The 17,245-nt window shown below is 68.1% G+C and carries 14 protein-coding genes; 4 read left to right on the forward strand and 10 right to left on the reverse strand.

The annotated features are described in order from the left end of the window. Positions 1–13 precede the first annotated feature (13 nt). Complete coding sequence (locus ACQ260_RS15445; protein ID WP_432560360.1) at positions 14–316, reverse strand: thiamine-binding protein; 303 nt, start codon at positions 314–316, stop codon at positions 14–16. A 57-nt stretch (positions 317–373) separates the two neighbouring features. Here ACQ260_RS15445 and ACQ260_RS15450 point away from each other — a divergent pair, with 57 nt between their 5' ends. Next, the gene (locus ACQ260_RS15450; RefSeq protein WP_432560361.1) at positions 374–1,264 is read left to right on the forward strand and encodes a hypothetical protein; all 891 of its coding nucleotides are present in this window, start codon (positions 374–376) and stop codon (positions 1,262–1,264) included. Positions 1,265–1,276: 12 nt separating this feature from the next. Here ACQ260_RS15450 and cydC read toward each other — a convergent pair whose 3' ends face one another. The 4 genes from cydC to ACQ260_RS15470 form a co-directional block, all read right to left on the reverse strand. Next, positions 1,277–2,878 (reverse strand): thiol reductant ABC exporter subunit CydC, encoded by a 1,602-nt coding sequence (gene cydC, locus ACQ260_RS15455; protein WP_432560362.1) that lies wholly within the window; start codon positions 2,876–2,878, stop codon positions 1,277–1,279. Next, entirely contained in the window at positions 2,878–4,599 is a 1,722-nt protein-coding gene (cydD, locus tag ACQ260_RS15460) for a thiol reductant ABC exporter subunit CydD (protein WP_432560363.1), read from the reverse strand. The genes cydC and cydD overlap by 1 nt, the downstream gene beginning before the upstream one ends. Positions 4,600–4,715: 116 nt before the next feature. Further along, positions 4,716–5,750, reverse strand: a complete 1,035-nt coding sequence (cydB, locus tag ACQ260_RS15465; protein ID WP_432560364.1) for a cytochrome d ubiquinol oxidase subunit II — start codon at positions 5,748–5,750, stop codon at positions 4,716–4,718. Between the two features lie 33 nt (positions 5,751–5,783). Further along, positions 5,784–7,292: a cytochrome ubiquinol oxidase subunit I gene (locus tag ACQ260_RS15470; RefSeq protein ID WP_432560365.1), complete on the reverse strand. Its 1,509-nt coding sequence runs from the start codon at positions 7,290–7,292 to the stop codon at positions 5,784–5,786. Positions 7,293–7,408: 116 nt separating this feature from the next. On the opposite strand from ACQ260_RS15470, the gene ACQ260_RS15475 reads away from it, so the two are divergent. Further along, positions 7,409–7,768, forward strand: coding sequence for a BlaI/MecI/CopY family transcriptional regulator (locus ACQ260_RS15475; protein ID WP_432560366.1), 360 nt, complete (start codon positions 7,409–7,411; stop codon positions 7,766–7,768). 48 nt (positions 7,769–7,816) lie between these two features. Here the strand turns inward: ACQ260_RS15475 and ACQ260_RS15480 are convergent, their stop codons facing one another. The 4 genes from ACQ260_RS15480 to ACQ260_RS15495 form a co-directional block, all read right to left on the reverse strand. Continuing rightward, positions 7,817–9,808 (reverse strand): ABC transporter ATP-binding protein, encoded by a 1,992-nt coding sequence (locus tag ACQ260_RS15480; RefSeq protein ID WP_432560367.1) that lies wholly within the window; start codon positions 9,806–9,808, stop codon positions 7,817–7,819. Further along, on the reverse strand, positions 9,805–11,541 hold the full coding sequence (locus ACQ260_RS15485) for an ABC transporter ATP-binding protein (protein WP_432560368.1): 1,737 nt from the start codon (positions 11,539–11,541) through the stop codon (positions 9,805–9,807). The genes ACQ260_RS15480 and ACQ260_RS15485 overlap by 4 nt, the downstream gene beginning before the upstream one ends. Further along, on the reverse strand, positions 11,526–12,158 hold the full coding sequence (locus ACQ260_RS15490) for a TetR/AcrR family transcriptional regulator (protein ID WP_432560369.1): 633 nt from the start codon (positions 12,156–12,158) through the stop codon (positions 11,526–11,528). The genes ACQ260_RS15485 and ACQ260_RS15490 overlap by 16 nt, the downstream gene beginning before the upstream one ends. Positions 12,159–12,227: 69 nt before the next feature. Next, positions 12,228–13,553, reverse strand: coding sequence for a MinD/ParA family ATP-binding protein (locus tag ACQ260_RS15495; protein WP_432560370.1), 1,326 nt, complete (start codon positions 13,551–13,553; stop codon positions 12,228–12,230). A gap of 163 nt (positions 13,554–13,716) precedes the next feature. On the opposite strand from ACQ260_RS15495, the gene ACQ260_RS15500 reads away from it, so the two are divergent. Continuing rightward, entirely contained in the window at positions 13,717–14,373 is a 657-nt protein-coding gene (locus ACQ260_RS15500) for an HAD family hydrolase (protein ID WP_432560371.1), read from the forward strand. 5 nt (positions 14,374–14,378) lie between these two features. Here the strand turns inward: ACQ260_RS15500 and ACQ260_RS15505 are convergent, their stop codons facing one another. Further along, positions 14,379–15,563, reverse strand: a complete 1,185-nt coding sequence (locus ACQ260_RS15505) for a heavy metal-binding domain-containing protein (RefSeq protein ID WP_432560372.1) — start codon at positions 15,561–15,563, stop codon at positions 14,379–14,381. 128 nt (positions 15,564–15,691) lie between these two features. Between ACQ260_RS15505 and lysS the strand changes: the two genes are divergently transcribed. Next, a complete protein-coding gene (lysS, locus tag ACQ260_RS15510) occupies positions 15,692–17,155 on the forward strand; it encodes a lysine--tRNA ligase (protein ID WP_432560434.1) in 1,464 nt (487 codons plus the stop codon). Positions 17,156–17,245 lie beyond the last annotated feature (90 nt).

The following is a 17,245-nucleotide window of genomic DNA, read 5'->3' on the forward strand; positions in this document are numbered from 1 at the left end:
AGGTCCGGACGGTTCACTCCCGGTCAAGAGAATCGAGGGCCGCCTCGAGACGGTCGAGCTTGCCGGTCAACTCGCCGGTATGCCCGGGGCGGATGTCCGCCTTGAGCACCAAGGACACACGGTTCCCGAACTGGCCGACGGCCTCGGTGGCTCGCCGGACGACATCCATGCACTCGTCCCAATCACCCTCGATCGTGGTGAACATGGCGTCGGTGCGGTTCGGCAGGCCGGACTCGCGGACGACCTTGACGGCGGCCGCGACGGCATCGTGCACGGATTCGGGGCCGCTGGGGGCAACAGAGAAGGCAACCAACATGAGGCCCATTCTCGCAGGTGGGCTCGGCGCGGCCCGCGGCCGACGTACGGTTTCGCCATGCACCGTCCTGCAACCATCCGCCAGCGACTCGCCGGTGGCGTCACTGCCGGCTTGCTGCTGACGCTGTCGGCCTGTGGCGGTGACACCATTGCCGCGGGACCGGAGTCGACTCCGCATCAGCCGCCCGCCTCGGCGCCGGAGGCGATGTGTCCCGAGCCCGAATTCAGTCCCAGCCACGGGGTCACGGAGCTGCCGGGTGGCGTGGTGGGCGTACGCCTCTGCGCGCTCGACCTCGATGCCAAAGCGCCGGCGGACGAACTCGTGACCGGCAGCGACCGGCTCGTGGCGCAGTTCAACGGCGCCGAGCGCTTCCCCGCGGCTGAGATCCTGTGCACGGCGGATGCGGGGCCGGCCTATGCGATGGTGTTTCGCTATCCCGACCGCGATCCGGTGACGGTCACCTCGATGATGGGCGGCTGCCGGGAGGTGGGCGGCCGCTTCGGCGGTCAGGAACTGCTGGCGACGTTCGTCGAGCTGCTCAATGCTCAGCGCGCGGCCACCCCACCGGCACCGGTCCCGCCGGGTCAGGCGTGCGAGGGGCCCGCGCTGTCCTGGATCCCGGTGCGGCTGGACGACCTGACCACCCTGAGTGCGTGCGAGCGACAACCCGATGGCAGCCTTCTCACCCGTTCCGTCGCCAGCGCCGAGCAGTGGGCGGTGCTCAAGCCGGACCTGCTGGCGAATGTGGCGCCTGCCGAGGCGTCCACCGATTCCGGTCCTGAGCGGATCTTGTTGGCGACGGACCAGCTGGGGCAGCCTCTCCAACTGCGGTGGATCGCCGACTCGGTGACGATCTGGGAGGCTGGTCCCGGACTGCGCAGTGGGCGATCGTTGGAGTGGCGTCCGTCGCCGGAGTCGCGCGCGCTGCTCGAGTCACTCGCGTCCTGATCCGAGCCCGACTCAGCCCAGTTTCACCACGCGGTCGCAGCGCTCGATCACGCGAGGGTCGTGGGTGATCACGAGGACCGGGTCGCCGGCGGAGACGGCCCAGATGTCTGCCATGAGTGCGTCGGCGGTCTCGGCGTCGAGGTGTTCGGTCGGCTCGTCGAGGATCCAGCACTGGTGATTCCCGAGGAGCACCCGCGCGAGCGCCACCCGTCGGGCCTCGCCGCCGGACAGCATCGCGCCCTCCTCACCGACGATCCGGTTCGGGTCCATGCGGAGGCCCGAGCGCAGGAGTGCGTCCGCGAGTTCGGCCTCGGTGGCGTCCTTGTTGCCGATCTTGACGTTCTCGGCGACCGAGGTGTTGAAGATGTGCGCATCCTGGGCCAGATAGCCGATCGTCCCGTCCACGCGGACCGCACCGCCCATCGGTGGGATGAGCCCCATCAACGTCGCCGCGATCGTGGTCTTGCCCACCCCGGACGGACCCACCAGCGCAACCCGTTCCCCCTCGCGCACCTGCAGGCTCACGCCGGTCAGCACAGGCGCGGCGCCGGGCCACCCGACGTCGGCACCGCTCAGCTCGATGCGCGGCACGCTCGCCTCCGCACCGGCTGCGCGGTCTCCGCGGCCGAGCGCGGGGGCTTCGAGGACTTGGGCGACCCGGGCGAGGCCCGCAGTCGCCCGCGTATAGGTCTGCGCAGCCTGCGTCAACGTCGACAGCACCTCGTGCAGCGCGAGGGGGACGAGGACCAGCGTGCCGAGCGCGACGCGGTTGAGGTCGCCGTCGGCGACGGCGGGCACGCCGACCGCCAGTGCCACCAGCACCGCGAAACCGGCTGCCAGCACCTGGACCCCAGCGGCCAGGCCCCGCACGACGGAGGCCCGCTCCTCGGCGACCCGCAACCGGTCATCGACCGCCAGCAGGGCGTCGGTCCGGGCCGAGTCGCCATAGGCGGCCAAGTCATAGGAGGCGCGGTTGATCTCCCGGACCCGGTCGGCCAGTTCGCCGCGGGCCGGCACGGTCGCGGCGTCGGCGCGCCGGGAGGCCAACTGGGCGAGCCGTGGCACGACCACGCCCGCGACCACCGCCGAGGCGAACAGGGCGATCCCGGCGATGGGGGAGAGGACCGCCATCGCGGTCGAGGCGACCAAGGCGATCAACCCGGCGGAGGCGAAGGGCAGTGCGACCCGCACGATCAGGTCCTGGATGGCCTCCACGTCCTTGACCACGCGCACGAGCAGATCGCCGCGTCGGCGCCCGAGCAGGGTTGTGGCGGCAAGTCGGGCATAGGTGCGGATCCGGAGCAGCGACTGCATCCGCAGGGCGAGGGTGTGGGAGGTGATCCGCTCCGCATAACGGAACACAGCCCGGAACAGGCCGCAGGCCCGGACGATGACGATGATCACCATCAAATAGAGCACAGGGGGATGCTCGGCTGCACGGGAAAGCAGCCACGCGGATGCACCCATCAGCGTGACGGCCGTGAGTGAGGTCATGAACTGGAGGAACAGTGAGACCCAGAACAGGGTCCGCGAGCGCGGCACCTCTGGCATGAGGTCACGGGCCAGGGTGAAGGGGGAGCGCTGCTGTTCGGCAGCCACGTCGGTGCGGCTCATCAGTGGGCCTCCGAGCCCTGCAGTGCGTGATCGCTCGATGGCGTGGGTTCGGGCTCGTCAGCGTGCGGGGCGGGGAGTTCGATCACCCGATCGGCCGCAGCCAGCACGGCCGGTCGGTGCGTGACAACGAGAGCACCCACACCGCTGCGCCGCACTCCCGCCAGCACCTGCGCCTCTGTGTCGCTGTCCAATCCGGCCGTCGGCTCGTCAAGCACGAGCAGCCGGGCACCGGCGTCGATCCGCAAGAGCGCCCGCGCCATCGCGATCCGCCGGATCTCCCCGGCCGACAGGTTCTCCCCGGCGTCGTCCACGTCCCGTTCCGGAGCCAGACCTGCCCCGCCGGCGCGCCGGAGCGCATCCGCGACGGCCGCGTCATCGGCGGTGGGGTCACCGAGTCGGACGTTGTCCGCGATCGTCCCGGAGACCAGCCCCGGCTCTTGCGCCACATAGGCCAGCTGCTCCCGCCACGAGGCGATGTCCAACTCGAACAGCAGCCGATCACCAACCGCGATCGACCCCTCGCTCGGGGTCCAGAAGCCCATGAGCAGCGCCAACGCGGTCGACTTGCCACAACCGGACGGCCCGGCGAACGCCACCACCTCACCCGGTCGCACCTCCGCAGAGAAGTCCACCAGGGCCGGACTCTTCGCCTCGGGATAGGTGAACGAGACGCGATCGAGCCGGATCGGCGCGTCGACCAGCGACGGCGCCGGCACGATGCCCGGTTTGCCACCAGCGCGTTCGATCACCGCGAACGCATCGTCCGCGGCGGCGATTCCGTCGACCGAGTCGTGATAGTGGACGCCGACCTGGCGGACCGGCAGATAGACCTCCGGGACCAGGATCAGCACGAACAGGCCGGTCACCAAGTCCATGCGGTTGTCGACGATCAGCAGGCCGACGGGCACGGCGACGAGCGCCACCGAATAGGTCGCCAACAGCTCCAGCGCGAACCCCGACAGGAATGAGACCCGCAGCGTCGACATCGTCTCCGAGCGGTGCTTCTTCTCCGTGATCTCCAGACCGATCGTCTGGTTCTTGGCCCGACCGAACGCCTGGAGCGTGGGGAGGCCCGTGACCAGATCGCCGAAGTGGTTGGCGAGGCGGCGCTGCGTACGCCAGCTCTTCGCCATCCTCACCTTGGTCGCCAGCCCGATCAGGACCATGAAGACCGGGATCAACGGCAGCGAGACCGCGACGATCAGGGCCGAGGTCACGTGCGTGGTGAAAATCGCCACGCCGACGATAAGGGGGACGGTGAACGCGAGGGCGAGCTGGGGGAGATATCGGGCGAAATATCCGTCCAACGCGTCCAGCCCGTGGGTCAGGAGAGCGATGAGGGAACCCGTCGACGTGTCCGTGCGCCCCGGCGCGCGGAGTCGGGCAGCGATGATGTCCGACCGCAGTTGCGACTTCACAGCGGCCGCCGACCGGTGGGCGAGCCAGGAGTTGAGCCAGGCCAGCAGGGCCCGCCCGGCGATGATGGCGGCCAGGACTCCGATCGCTGCCCACAAGCCGCCGAACGGCATCGCGTCGATGCTGCCGGGCTGTGTTCCCTCCGGACCGCGCGAGTCAAAGACGCGGGCGATCATGCGGGAAAGGATCCAGGCTTGGCAGACGACCAGCACCGCCGTTGCGCTGCCGACCGCGACGCCGGCGATCAGATAGGTCCTGGTCGCCTTCGCGCGGGTCAGCAGTCTGTGATCAATCGCTCCGGCCATGCCTGAGAGTCTGCCCCATCACTCAACAGCGGTCCGAGTTTGCCCACGGGGCTCCCGCACACACTGACCCGGCCCCGCCCCACCGCCGGCAGAGGAGCCGGCGGGTGGACGCAGGATCAGTGCACGGCCGAAGCGGTGGGGAGGTTCTTGGTGCTGATCCGCTTGCGGAACACCCAGAACGTCCACGCCTGATAACCCAGCACCATCGGCAGGAAGATCGCGGTCGCGACCGTCATGATGGTGAGGGTGTAGGACGTCGACGCCGCGTCATAGAGCGACAGATCGTTGCCCGGGGTGAGCGCCGGCACCACGTTCGGCCACATCGCGATGAACATGCCGGCCACAGTGGTCAGGATGCTCACGACCGTGCCGATGAACGCCCAGCCCTCGCGGCCCTTGTTGTTCATGAACAGGCCCAGACCCACACCGGCGATGGCCAGGAGAGCCAGGATCCAGCTGATCACGCCCTTGCCGAACGCCACCGTCATCCAGATCGTCAGCGCGGCGATGAGCACGATCGCGGCGATGCCGACCTTGGCGGCGAAGCTGCGGGCACGTTCCCGGATGTCACCCTTGGTCTTGAGGGCGATGAACAGCGCACCGTGGAACATGAAGACCGCGAGGAAGGTGAGGCCGCCCACCAACGCGAACGGGTTGAACAACCCGAGGATGTTGGCGAACGTGCCGTCCATCACCCAGTTCCGCTGCGCCGGGTCGGCGATGATCGGCAGGCCCCGGACGAAGTTGGCGAACCCGACGCCCAAAACCAGCGGGACGACGATCGAGCCGAAGATGATGAAGGAGTCGAACAGTTTCCGCCAGTCGTCCCGGTCGTGCTTGTGCCGATATTCGAAGGACACGCCACGAACGATCAGGCCGAGGAGCACGAGGAAGAGTGGGATGTAGAGGCCGGAGAACACCGTCGCATACCACTCCGGAAAAGCCGCGAACATGGCGCCGCCGGCGGTCAGCAGCCACACCTCGTTGCCGTCCCAGACCGGGCCGATGGTGTTGATCATCACCCGGCGGTCTTCTTCCTTCTTGCCCAGGACGGGCAGCAGCATGCCGACCCCGAAGTCGAATCCTTCGAGGACGAAGAATCCGATCCACAGGATCGCGATCGCGACGAACCAGATCTCAGCGAGAGTCATGTCAGATTTCCCCGTTCAGCTTCCGTGTCGCGATCAGTAGGCGAAGGTCAGCGGAGCGTCTTCGTCCTCCAGGACCTTCGGCTCCTCGACATATTCGGGCATGCCCAGCTTGATGTAGTGGAGCAGCAGCTTCACTTCGATCACCGCCAGCACGCCATAGACCACGGTGAATCCGATCAGGGAGAACAGCATCTGGCCGGCGGTGACGCCGGGGGAGACCCCGGACATCGTCGGCATCAGGCCGAAGACGACCCACGGCTGACGGCCCATCTCGGTGAAGATCCATCCGAACGAGTTGCCGAACAACGGCGCCAGCGGCAGCGCCACCATCAGCCAGACCCACAGCTTGCCGCGTGGCAGCCGGTCCCCGCGGAGCACCCAGAGCATCCAGGCGCCGATGGCCATGGCGATCATGCCGAGCGTGATCATGATCCGGAAGGTCCAATAGGTCACGATGATGTTCGGGTGGTAGCCGTTCTGGGCGAAGTGGTCCGCGACCTCATCGCCATAGCGCTCCCGCAGCATCGGCGTGAACTCTTCCTGATAGCGGGCCTCGAGCGGGCGGATGCCGGGGACGTCCGTGTCGAAGTTGCCATAGGACAGGAACGAGAGCAGGCCCGGCAGGTGGATGGCGAAGACCTCCTCGTTCGCCTCACGGTTGCCGATGGTGAGGATCGAGAAGTCCTTCGTGTCCTCGAATGCGCCCTCGGCGGCGGCCATCTTCATCGGTTGCTTCTCATACATCGCCTTGCCCTGGAAGTCGCCGGTCAGCATGACCGCCATGCCGGCGATGATCAGCGCGATGGCACCGAACCGGGCAGCGAAGCGATAGGGGATGACCTCGTGGTCGTGGTCGGCGATCTGCTGCATGCCCTCGACGTCGTTGAGGTCGGCGGCCTTCGGCAGGGTCTTGTTGAGCCGGTGCAGGTGCCAGCCGGCCACCGCCGCCATGAACGCCGCGGACACGAGCCAGGCGGCAGCCATCTGGTGCGGGAAGGTCGCGAGGAACACCTTGTTGGTCAGCACGGCCACGAAATCGGTGAGCTCGGCACGGTTGGTCTCGGGGTTGAACCGATAGCCGACCGGGTTCTGCATGAAGGAGTTCGCGGCCAGGATGAACACCGCGGAGAGGTTGGTGCCGATGGCGACCAGCCAGATGCAGCCCAGGTGCAGGTGCTTGTTGAGCCGGTCCCAGCCGAAGATCCACAGCCCGAGGAAGGTCGACTCCATGAAGAACGCGAGGAGCGCTTCCAGGGCGAGCGGAGCGCCGAAGATGTCGCCGACAAAGCGGGAGTATTCAGACCAGTTCATGCCGAACTGGAACTCCTGCACGATGCCGGTGACCAAGCCCATCGCGAAGTTGATCAAGAACAACTTCCCGTAGAACTTCGTCAGCCGCAGATAGTTCTGGTTGCCGGTGCGCACCCACAGGGTCTGCAGGATCGCGACCAGCCAGGACAATGCGAGCGTGATCGGGACGAAGAGGAAGTGATAAACCGTGGTGACGCCGAACTGCCAGCGTGCGATGGTTTCCGAGCTCATGGCGGCCAACGTACTACTCGCTGTAGGAGAACGGTACTCCCCGGACGTAATGTGAGCCAGCCGAGACAATCGCGTATTATTACACGCTGTAGTAGAACCCGTGCGAACATTGGCGCATGGCTGTTCTGGGCGAGCTGGAGAGCAGGGTCATGGACGTGCTGTGGCGCGTCCCCGCTCCCTCGTCGGTGCGTGCGGTGCACACCGAGTTGGCGCAGGAGCGTGACTTGGCGTACACGACGGTCATGACCGTGCTCGACCGACTTGAGAAAAAAGGCTTGGTCTCCCGCGTCCGGCAAGGGCGCCAGTGGCTCTATTCCCCGCTGCAGACCCGCGAAGATCTCGTGGCGGGCGAGGTCCTCGAACTGCTCGGCCCAGAACCCCAGGCCCGGCGCGCGGCATTGGCGGAAATCATCCACCGGCTGCCCGCCGAGGACCGGATCGTGCTGAAGAGCCTTTTGCGGCGCGCCGCCAGTTAGGCGGCCCGGCAGGGCGGGCAGTCGGACGGGCGGCCCCGTTGGGGCGCGTCAGCTCACGGGGGCGGTGAACTGGGACTGATAGAGGCGTGCGTACGCGCCCTCTGCGGCCAACAAATCCGCGTGCGTCCCCTGTTCCACGATGCGGCCGTCCTCCATCACCAGAATCACATCGGCATCCCGGATCGTCGACAACCGGTGCGCGATCACGAACGACGTGCGGTCCTTGCGCAGCGCGGACATCGCGTGCTGGACCAGCGCCTCGGTCCGGGTGTCCACCGACGATGTCGCCTCGTCGAGGATCAACAGCGCGGGGTCGGACAGGAACGCGCGGGCGATCGTGATGAGCTGCTTCTCGCCGGCGGAGATGTTCGAGCCTTCCTCGTCGATGACGGTGTCGTAGCCGTCGGGCAGGGCGTGGACGAACCGATCGACGTACGTCGCCGTCGCTGCGGCCACGATCTCCTCCTCGGTCGCCTCCGGCCGCCCGTACGCGATGTTGTCGCGAATCGTGCCGCCGAACAGCCACGTGTCCTGGAGCACCATCCCGATGTTCGCGCGGAGCGCCCGGCGCGGCACGGTCGAGATGTCGACGCCGTCGAGGGTGATCCGGCCGGCATCCAGCTCATAGAACCGCATGACCAGGTTGACCAGCGTGGTCTTGCCCGCGCCGGTGGGGCCGACGATCGCGACCGTCTGGCCGGGCTGGACCTCGAGCGAGAGATCGGTGATGAGGGGCCTGGCGGGGTCGTACGCGAAGTCGACGTTCTCGAACCGCACCCGCCCCCGCGTCGGCTCGAGCGCGCTGCCGCCCTCGGGCACCTGCTCCTCCTCGTCGAGGACTTCGAACACCCGCTCGGCAGAGGCAACCCCGGACTGCAGCAGGTTCGCCATCGAGGCGACCTGGGTGAGCGGTTGGGTGAACTGCCGTGAGTACTGGATGAACGCCTGCACGTCGCCCACCGACATGGCCCCGCTCAGCACCCTCAGGCCGCCGAGCACGGCGATCGCCACATAGTTGAGGTTTCCGATGAACATCATCGACGGCATGATGATGCCGCTCACGAACTGCGAACCGAACGAGGCCCGATAGAGCCGCTCGTTCCGCTCGGCGAACACCGCCTCGACCTCGCGCTGACGGCCGAACACCTTCACCAGCGCGTGCCCGGTGTAGGCCTCCTCCACGTGCGCGTTCAGCTCGCCGGTGGTCTTCCACGTGTCGGCGAACAGCACCTGCGAGCGCTTGCCGATCGCCACGGTGAGCGCCATCGACACCGGGATCGTCACCAGCGCCACCACGGTCAGGATCGGCGAGATCCACAGCATCATCACGATGACGCCGATGACCATGAGCACCGAGTTGATGAGCTGCGACATCGTCTGCTGCATGCTCTGCGACACGTTGTCGATGTCGTTGGTCACCCGGCTCAGCAGTTCGCCGCGGGGCTGGTTGTCGAAATAGCGCAGCGGCAGGCGGTTGAGCTTGGCCTCGACGTCGCGGCGCATGCGATAGACGGTGCGCTGAACGACGTTGTTCAGCAGGTACGCCTGCAACCACCCCATCACCGCCGACACCACATAGAGGCCGAGCGCCAGCAGCAGCACCGCGCCGAGCCTGTCGAAGTCGATGCCCACACCGGGCACGGCCGCGGAGTTCGCGAGCAGGTCGGCCAGCGAGTCGTCCCCGCGGGCCCGGAGCCCGGCGACGATCTGTTCCTTCGATGCGCCGGGGGCCATTGTCGCCATCATCAGCCCGAGCACGCCGGAGAACAGCACGTCGGTGCCCCAGCCCAGGACCTTCGGGCCCAGCACGCCCAGCCCGACGCCGAGCACTGCGAGAGCCAGGACGAACAGCACGAGGCCCCGCTCGTGGCGCAACTGGCGCACGAGACGCTTCAGGGACGGCACGAAGTTGATCGCCTTCTCCACGGGCTTGGGCCCGTGCGGTCCGCCCATCTGGGGACCGGTCGGCCGGTGCTTCGGCCGTTCGGCGGACTTGCGGGGAGCCTGCCCCTCCGGTGCCGGCTGCGCCTCGGTGGTCATGCTGCGGCCTCCTCGGCGGAGAGCTGGGAATCGACGATCTCGGCATAGGTCGGGCAGGTCTCCAGCAGTTCCTCGTGCCGCCCGCGGCCGACGATCCGGCCGTGCTCGAGCACGACGATCTGGTCCGCGTGCCGGATGGTGGCGACCCGCTGGGCGACCACGATCACCGCGGACTCCCGGGTGACCGGCTGCAACGCTGCCCGCAGACGCGCATCGGTGCTGACGTCGAGCGCGGAGAACGAGTCGTCGAACAGATAGATCTCCGGCTTCTTCACCAGCGCCCGCGCGATCGACAGGCGCTGGCGCTGGCCGCCGGACACGTTGGTGCCGCCCTGGCTGATGGGCGCCTCGAGCCCGCCGTCCATCGCCCGCACGAAGTCCTCCGCCTGCGCGATCCGCAGTGCCTCCCACAGTTCTTCGTCGGTCGCGGACGGCTTTCCGTAGCGCAGGTTCGACGCCACCGTTCCCGAGAACAGGAACGGTTTCTGCGGCACCAGGCCGATGCGGTCCCAGAGGTCCTCGGGCGCGAAGTCCCGCACGTCGACGCCGTCCACACTCACCCGGCCGTCGGTCACGTCGAACAGCCGCGGGATGAGGTTGAGCAGGGTCGTCTTGCCGGCGCCGGTCGAGCCGATGATCGCGGTCGTCCGGCCGGGCTCCGCGAGCAGGTCGATGTCCTCGAGCACGCACGCCTCGGCCCCGGGATAGGTGAACGCGACGCCGCTGAACGAGACGCGACCATCCGCGACAGCCGGGCGTACCTCCTCGGCCGGCGGCACCACCGACGAACGCGTGTCGAGCACCTCACCGATCCGCTCGGCCGACACCGCTGCCCGCGGCGCCATGAACAGCATGAAGGAGGCCATCATGACGGACATGAGGATTTGGATGAGGTACGCGAGGAACGCCGTCAACTGACCCACCATCAGGTCACCCGACGCAATCCGGTGACCGCCGAACCACACCACGGCGACCGACGATGCGTTCATGACGAACATGACCGTCGGGAACATCAGCGCCATGACCCGGCCGACGGACGTGGCGGTCCGTGTCAGGTCACTGTTCGCGACATCGAACCGGGCCGACTCGTGCTCCTCGCGCGTGAACGCGCGCACCACGCGAATGCCGGTGATCTGCTCCCGCAGCACACGGTTGAGCGCGTCGATCCGCGTCTGCATCAGCCGGAACAACGGGCCCATCCGGGTCACCAGCACCACCATGAACGCGGCGAGCAGAGGCACGACGACGGCCAACAGGAGCGTCAGGCCGGGGTCCTCCCGCAACGCCATGATGACGCCGCCGACCATCGTGATCGGGGCGGCGACGACCATGGTCGCCATCATGACCACGAGCATCTGGATCTGCTGCACGTCGTTGGTGTTCCGGGTGATCAGGCTGGGCGCGCCGAACTGGTTGAGCTCGCGGCTGGAGAACGACAGCACCCGGCCGAACAGATCCGCCCGGACGTCGCGACCGAACCCCATCGCGGCCATCGCGCCGCACCGCACGGCGGCGATCGCGCAAACCACCTGGACCAGGCTGACGCCCAGCATGATGAGCCCGAATCGCCAGATCGCCCCGATGTCGCCGCGGGACACGCCGTCGTCGATGATCCGCGCGTTGAGGGTGGGCAGCCACAGGGAAGCCAGGGTGCCGGTCAGCTGCAGCACGACCACCGCGGCGAGCAGCCCGGAATAGGGCTTGAGATAGCGACTGGTCAGCCGGAGCAGCATGTCCGGTCTCCTTCGGTGGCAGGTGTGACCGGGGCATCGGTGAGCAGCCCGTGCAGAAGGAAGTCGACGACGGCCTCGGGGTCGGTGACGACACCGTCGGACAGCAGGGGATGGGCGGTGGCGAACGAGACCGAGCGCAGGAGGGACGCCGTCGCCTCGGGGGACTGGCGGAGGCGGGGGGCGTCGGAGGAGAGCACGCCGACGATCGCGTCCCGCAGGGTCTCGCTGTGGGCCTTGTGCTGCGCGTGGGTGTGTCTGGGTCGGCTGTGGGCAACGCCGCTGGCGTGCAGGACCCCCATGAGGAACGCGACGTCGGCGATCCTGGCGTGCAGGATGCGGACGATCGCCGTCATGCGATCGGGCAGCGGGTCTGTGCGGTCGATGGCCGCGAGGTCCTCGATCGTGTGAGCGGGATCCATGACGTCGTCGATCACCGCGTGGATGATCTCGTCCTTGTTGTCGAACACCCGGAACAGGGTTCCCTCGGCGACGCCGGCAGCCTGCGCAATCTCAGTCGTGCTGACCTGCACGCCCTTGACCCGCAGAAGCGGGAGCGCGGCGGCGACGATCGAACGCCGCCGTTCGTCTGGCGGCAGAGCGGGAGCGCGTGGTGGCACGAGGGAAAGCGTATGTGAGTGAGCACTCACTCACAAAACGCTTCGCTCCTCAGCGGGGTGGCGCGATCCTCACTCCTGCACGAGGCCGGCGCCCACGAGACGAAGTGACACCTCGGCCGCGAGGCGGAGCGCAGCGCGTCGCGTCGCCGGGCGCAGCTGACCGAAGTTGATGACCCCGCCCTCGGCGATGTGCGGGTCGGTCGGGATCTCGACGATCGGATGGTTGGAGCCGAACCAGGAAGCTCCGTTGTCCTTCACGACCTGCTGGGAGTCCTGGGGGCCGTTGGTGGCTGCGATGACCGTGCGCTCCAACAGGCCGGGGTTGGTGTCCTGCAGTGACTCCAGCATGCGGGCGGCCGGGATCAGGCTGTCCTTGCGCCACTTGGTCGGGACGACGAGGCAGTCGGCCTCTGCCGCGGCCGCGGTCCAGTTGGGGGCGGCCTCGTTGTTGCCGGTGTCGACGACGATCACCTGGAAATAGCGAGAGAAGAGCTCGTGGACCTGGCGGAAGTTCTGGCCCGTCACGACGTGGCCGGCGTTCTGGGCCGACCCGAGCGTGTAGTGGTTGCCGCTGTCCTGGTGGTTCAGGAAGTACGCCAAATCCGTGAACTGCGATGTCGACCATCGGAGCTGTTCGAGCTTCGCGAGCATGTCGTGGACATTGCGGCGATGCGGCGAGGTCGTGCGGTCCGGCATCGTGCCGCGCAGCTCGTTGTTGTCCCACGCGACGACGCCGCCACCACGGCTGGTGCCGAACGCGGCCGCGAGCAGCACGCTGACGGGCGTCTTGCCGGAGCCACCCTTGGGGTTCGCCACCATGACGGTCACCGGGCGCCGGAACGCGGTCTTCACCGTGGCCAGGTCGCGCAGCTCGTCAGCCTCCCGCTGGGACGGCTTCAGGCCGAAGAAGGCCCGCCAGCCGCGCGTCGCCTTCTGCGGCGTCTCCGGGGTGAGCTGTTGGATGAGGTCGCCGGCGGAGGGGCGCTCGTCCTCGGGTTCGACATAGGTCCCCGAATTGGACACGACGCGCGGGGTCGGGCGGGTGTCGCTCTCCGGCCTTGCGAACCTGCGGTCCTGCTCGGTGCGCCCGCCGGCTCGGCGAGCGGTGCGGGTTTCGTCCGGGCGCTCACCGGTGACGGCGTCGTCCCGATCGGTGTTCTGGGCCGTGGCCATGTCGTCTCCCTCGTTGCTGTCCTTCCAGCGGCCGCGGCGGGGCTGCTGTTCAGCGGTGTCATCGTCGGCGGCGGAGCCGGGCGCCCGCTTGGCGGCGCGCGCCGCATAAGTGCGGCGGTCGGTCGAGTCCTGCCTGCGGCGCTGCACGTTCGGGCCCTCGTTGCCGGCGGGTGCGGCGGCGTCCGATGCGTCCTGGGCTGCGTCCTCAAGGAGTTCGCTCATGGGTCCCTCCGAAATCTCTGCTCGCTTGTCGAACTGATGGGTCAGCGTTTCCCGGTCGGGGGATGCTGACGGGGTGCCCCGGCCGTCGTCGGCGCGACGCGGCGGTCAGGGATTTCCCCACGTTCAGCAGAATAGGCGCCAAAGATGAAGGGTCGTTCCGGATATGCCGTTCGATGAAACGTTCGCCGCAGTCGTCTTCGACATGGACGGCACGCTGATTCTTTCCGAGCCCGCGATCATCCGCGCTTGGACTACCTGGGCGATCGAGCATGGGGTGACGGCAGACCAACTGCGCGGATTTCACGGTGTGCCGACCGCCGATGTGGTGCGTGCGGTGCTCGGTACGGACCGGGCGCCGGCGGCGATCGAGCGGATCAATGCCCTCGAACTCGCCGAGACCGACGGCATCGTGCCCGTGCCCGGCAGCGCGGCCGCACTCGCCGCCTTGCCCGCCGGTCGGGCCGCCATCGCGACCTCGTGCAGTGAGCCCCTGGCCCGCGCGCGATTGGCGGCGGGCGGGGTCGCAGCCCCGGATCTGGTGATCACGGTCGATGACGTGGAGCGCGGCAAGCCGGCCCCGGACATCTTTCTGCTGGCGGCAGAGCGGCTCGGGGTGGATCCCGCCGACTGTCTCGTGGTCGAGGATGCGGTGCATGGTCTCGCGGCGGCAGCGGCTGCGGGCATGCGTACGCTCGCCGTGACGACCACCACCCCGGCGGAGGACCTGCTGGCCGACGCGGTCGTGCCCGATCTGTCGGCGGTGCGCTTCGAGTTCACCGGTGACGGGGTCCGCGTGTTCCCCGCCACCGAACCGGCCTAGCCGGGTCAGGAGAACGGCCAGCCCTGGCTGGACTGTTGGCCGCCCTGGTTGCCCTGTCCGCCTTGGCCCTGTCCGCTTTGGCCCTGTCCGCTTTGGCCCTGTCCGCTCTGCTCGCCGGGGTGGGCGTAGGGATTGGGCTTGGCGTACGGGTTGCTGCCCTGCCCGTAGGGGGACGACCCGTAGCCGGCCGATTGCCAGGGATCCTTGGACTCCTCGTCGGCGGCCGGAGCCGGGGAGCTGTGGGAGGCGGCGCTGCTCTGGGAGGCGGGCGCGAAGTCCTCTGCCTTGGCCAAGCGGGTGGCATCGGCGTCGGAGAATGGCGTCTCCTGACCGTGATCGGTGTCGGGGGATGTCCCGTCCTCGTCGTCCTCGTCGCTGCCGAGCGGCCCCGAGAAGTCCGTGTGGCTGTTGTCGCCGGACTCGCCGACGGACGCGGCGGCGGCCATCAGGTCATGGGCGCCGTTGCCGGCGTCCGCACCGTCCGAGTCGTCCTCGGCCTCATCGTCGGAGTCGGTGAGCTCGAGTTCCTCGGCCATGATCACCGCTGTGCCATAGGCGACGATCTCCTCGGTGTTGGAGTCGAACCGCAGCCCGACCACCGCGTCGGCATCCGCGGCCTTCGCCATCTCCGCCATCCGGCTCACCGCGTCCTGGCGGGCTTTGGTCAGCGACACCGGATCCTTGGTCTGCGGGCGCAGGGCGACGCCGACGACTTCGCCCAGTGAACGGGCGATGAAGGACTCGGGGTCGTCGCCCAGCGTGTGCACCGGAACCGCATGCTCCGCGATCGTCAGCGGGGTGCTCGGCGCGAGCGACTCGGGAGCCGCAGGAGGCTGGTTGGCCTGCCAACTCTCGGGCCCGGTCGCCGAGGGCGCAGACTGGGGCCGTTGGGGAGGCTGGGCGTACGGATTCTGGGGCTGGCCCTGCGGCTGCTGGCCATAAGGATTCTGGCCCTGCTGACCGGGACGGCCGCCATAGGGATTCTGTTGCGGCTGGCCATAGGGGTTCTGGCCCGGCTGGCCATAGGGATTCGGTTGGCCCTGCTGAGGTTGACCGTACGGATTCTGGCCCGGCTGTCCATAGGGGTTGGGCTGTTGAGGCTGGCCGCCATACGGCCGCTGGCCATAGGGCTGCTGCTGCGGCTGTCCACCATAGGGGTTCTGGCCGTAAGGATTTTGACCATAGCTCATGGGCAACAGCGTAATGGCGCAAGGGCAACCCTCGGGAGTGGAGCGGGTCGGCTGCGGCGATCGTTAGGCTGTCGGCCGTGACCGAACCGCAGCAGTTGACCGACCCCGCCGCCGACCTTCCGGAGCAGATGCAGATCCGCCGTGACAAGCGGGCTCGTCTGCTGGAGGCCGGGCATGAGCCCTATCCGGTGCGCGTGGGGCGGACCCACTCCCTGGCCGAGGTCCGCGCCCGGTGGGGCCACCTCCAGGCCGGGGAGGAGACGCAGGACGTTGTCACGGTGGCCGGTCGGGTGGTGTTCGTGCGCAACACCGGCAAGCTCTGCTTCGGGACCCTTCAGGACGGGTTCACCACTCAGGCCGATTCCGAGCGGCTGCAGGTGATGCTGTCGCTGGCCGAGGTCGGTGACGAGGCGCTCGCGGCCTGGAAAGCCGATGTCGATCTCGGCGACCACGTCGCGGTGACCGGTCGAGTGATCGCTTCGCGCCGCGGTGAGTTGTCGGTGATGGCGACCGAGTGGCGGATGGCATCGAAGGCGCTGCGTCCGATGCCGAACCTGCATTCGGAGATGAGTGAGGAGGCGCGGGTTCGTCAGCGCTATGCCGACATGACCGTCCGCGACGAGGCGCGAGCGATGGTGCGCACGCGCGCCGCCATCACCCGTGCGATTCGTGAGACGCTGCACGCCGAGGGCTATCTCGAGGTCGAGACCCCCGTGCTGCAGCTCATCCATGGCGGTGCCGCGGCCCGCCCGTTCCGGACCCACCTCAACGCCTTCGACATCGGCATGACCATGCGGATCGCGCTCGAGCTGTTCCTCAAGCGCGCCATGGTCGGCGGCGCGGACCGTGTTTATGAGATGGGCCGCATCTTCCGCAACGAAGGCATCGACTCCTCGCATGCTCCGGAGTTCACGATGCTGGAGGCCTATCAGTCGTGGGGCGACCAGAAATCCATTGCCGCACTGACCCAGCACATCATCGTGGCGTGTGCCGATCTGTTGGGCTCGCGGCAGGTCCAGAGCGGTGAGCACACGATCGACCTCGACGGTGAGTGGCGCTGGCTGGGTGTGCACGAGGGCGTCTCCGCTGCGGTGGGCGAAGAGGTCACGGTCGACACCCCCATGTCCAGGTTGGTGGAGATCGCGGCCAAGCACGACGTGGAGCTCGATGCCGGTTGGTCTGACGGCAAGGTGGTGATCGAGCTGTTCGAGGCGCTCGTCGAGCCCAGCCTGATCCAGCCGACGTTCGTCTGCGACTATCCGGCGATCGCCCAGCCGCTCGCGCGCCGCCATCCCGACGAACCGCGGCTGATCGAGGCGTGGGACCTCATCATCGGCGGCATGGAACGGGCCACGGGGTTCTCCGAGCTGATCGACCCGGTGATCCAGCGCGAGGTGCTCACCGAGCAGTCTCTCGCGGCAGCCGCGGGTGATCCCGAGGCTATGCAGCTCGACGAGGACTTCCTCGCGGCGCTCGAGTTCGGCGCCCCGCCGATGGGCGGCATGGGTCTGGGCATCGATCGTCTGGTGATGCTGTTCACCGGCGTCGGGATCCGCGAGACGATCCTGTTCCCGTTGCTCAAGCCGCACTGAGCCATCTGCGCGGCTGGCGTTCTCGATCCCGGCAGCGCACTTTGCACCCGGTCATCGACGTCGCATCCGAAAGGGACGTGTGCGAAGTCA

This window comes from Ammonicoccus luteus, from assembly GCF_050880385.1.
GTDB lineage: Bacteria > Actinomycetota > Actinomycetes > Propionibacteriales > Propionibacteriaceae > Enemella.

Excerpts from the sequence above, each read along its gene's own strand:
- ACQ260_RS15445 (WP_432560360.1), bottom strand. The coding sequence starts at position 316 with ATGTTGGTTGCCTTCTCTGTTGCCCCCAGCGGCCCCGAATCCGTGCAC.
- ACQ260_RS15450 (WP_432560361.1), top strand. The coding sequence starts at position 374 with ATGCACCGTCCTGCAACCATCCGCCAGCGACTCGCCGGTGGCGTCACT.
- cydC (WP_432560362.1), bottom strand. The coding sequence starts at position 2,878 with ATGAGCCGCACCGACGTGGCTGCCGAACAGCAGCGCTCCCCCTTCACC.
- cydD (WP_432560363.1), bottom strand. The coding sequence starts at position 4,599 with ATGGCCGGAGCGATTGATCACAGACTGCTGACCCGCGCGAAGGCGACC.
- cydB (WP_432560364.1), bottom strand. The coding sequence starts at position 5,750 with ATGACTCTCGCTGAGATCTGGTTCGTCGCGATCGCGATCCTGTGGATC.
- ACQ260_RS15470 (WP_432560365.1), bottom strand. The coding sequence starts at position 7,292 with ATGAGCTCGGAAACCATCGCACGCTGGCAGTTCGGCGTCACCACGGTT.
- ACQ260_RS15475 (WP_432560366.1), top strand. The coding sequence starts at position 7,409 with ATGGCTGTTCTGGGCGAGCTGGAGAGCAGGGTCATGGACGTGCTGTGG.
- ACQ260_RS15480 (WP_432560367.1), bottom strand. The coding sequence starts at position 9,808 with ATGACCACCGAGGCGCAGCCGGCACCGGAGGGGCAGGCTCCCCGCAAG.
- ACQ260_RS15485 (WP_432560368.1), bottom strand. The coding sequence starts at position 11,541 with ATGCTGCTCCGGCTGACCAGTCGCTATCTCAAGCCCTATTCCGGGCTG.
- ACQ260_RS15495 (WP_432560370.1), bottom strand. The coding sequence starts at position 13,553 with ATGAGCGAACTCCTTGAGGACGCAGCCCAGGACGCATCGGACGCCGCC.
- ACQ260_RS15500 (WP_432560371.1), top strand. The coding sequence starts at position 13,717 with ATGCCGTTCGATGAAACGTTCGCCGCAGTCGTCTTCGACATGGACGGC.
- ACQ260_RS15505 (WP_432560372.1), bottom strand. The coding sequence starts at position 15,563 with ATGAGCTATGGTCAAAATCCTTACGGCCAGAACCCCTATGGTGGACAG.
- lysS (WP_432560434.1), top strand. The coding sequence starts at position 15,692 with ATGCAGATCCGCCGTGACAAGCGGGCTCGTCTGCTGGAGGCCGGGCAT.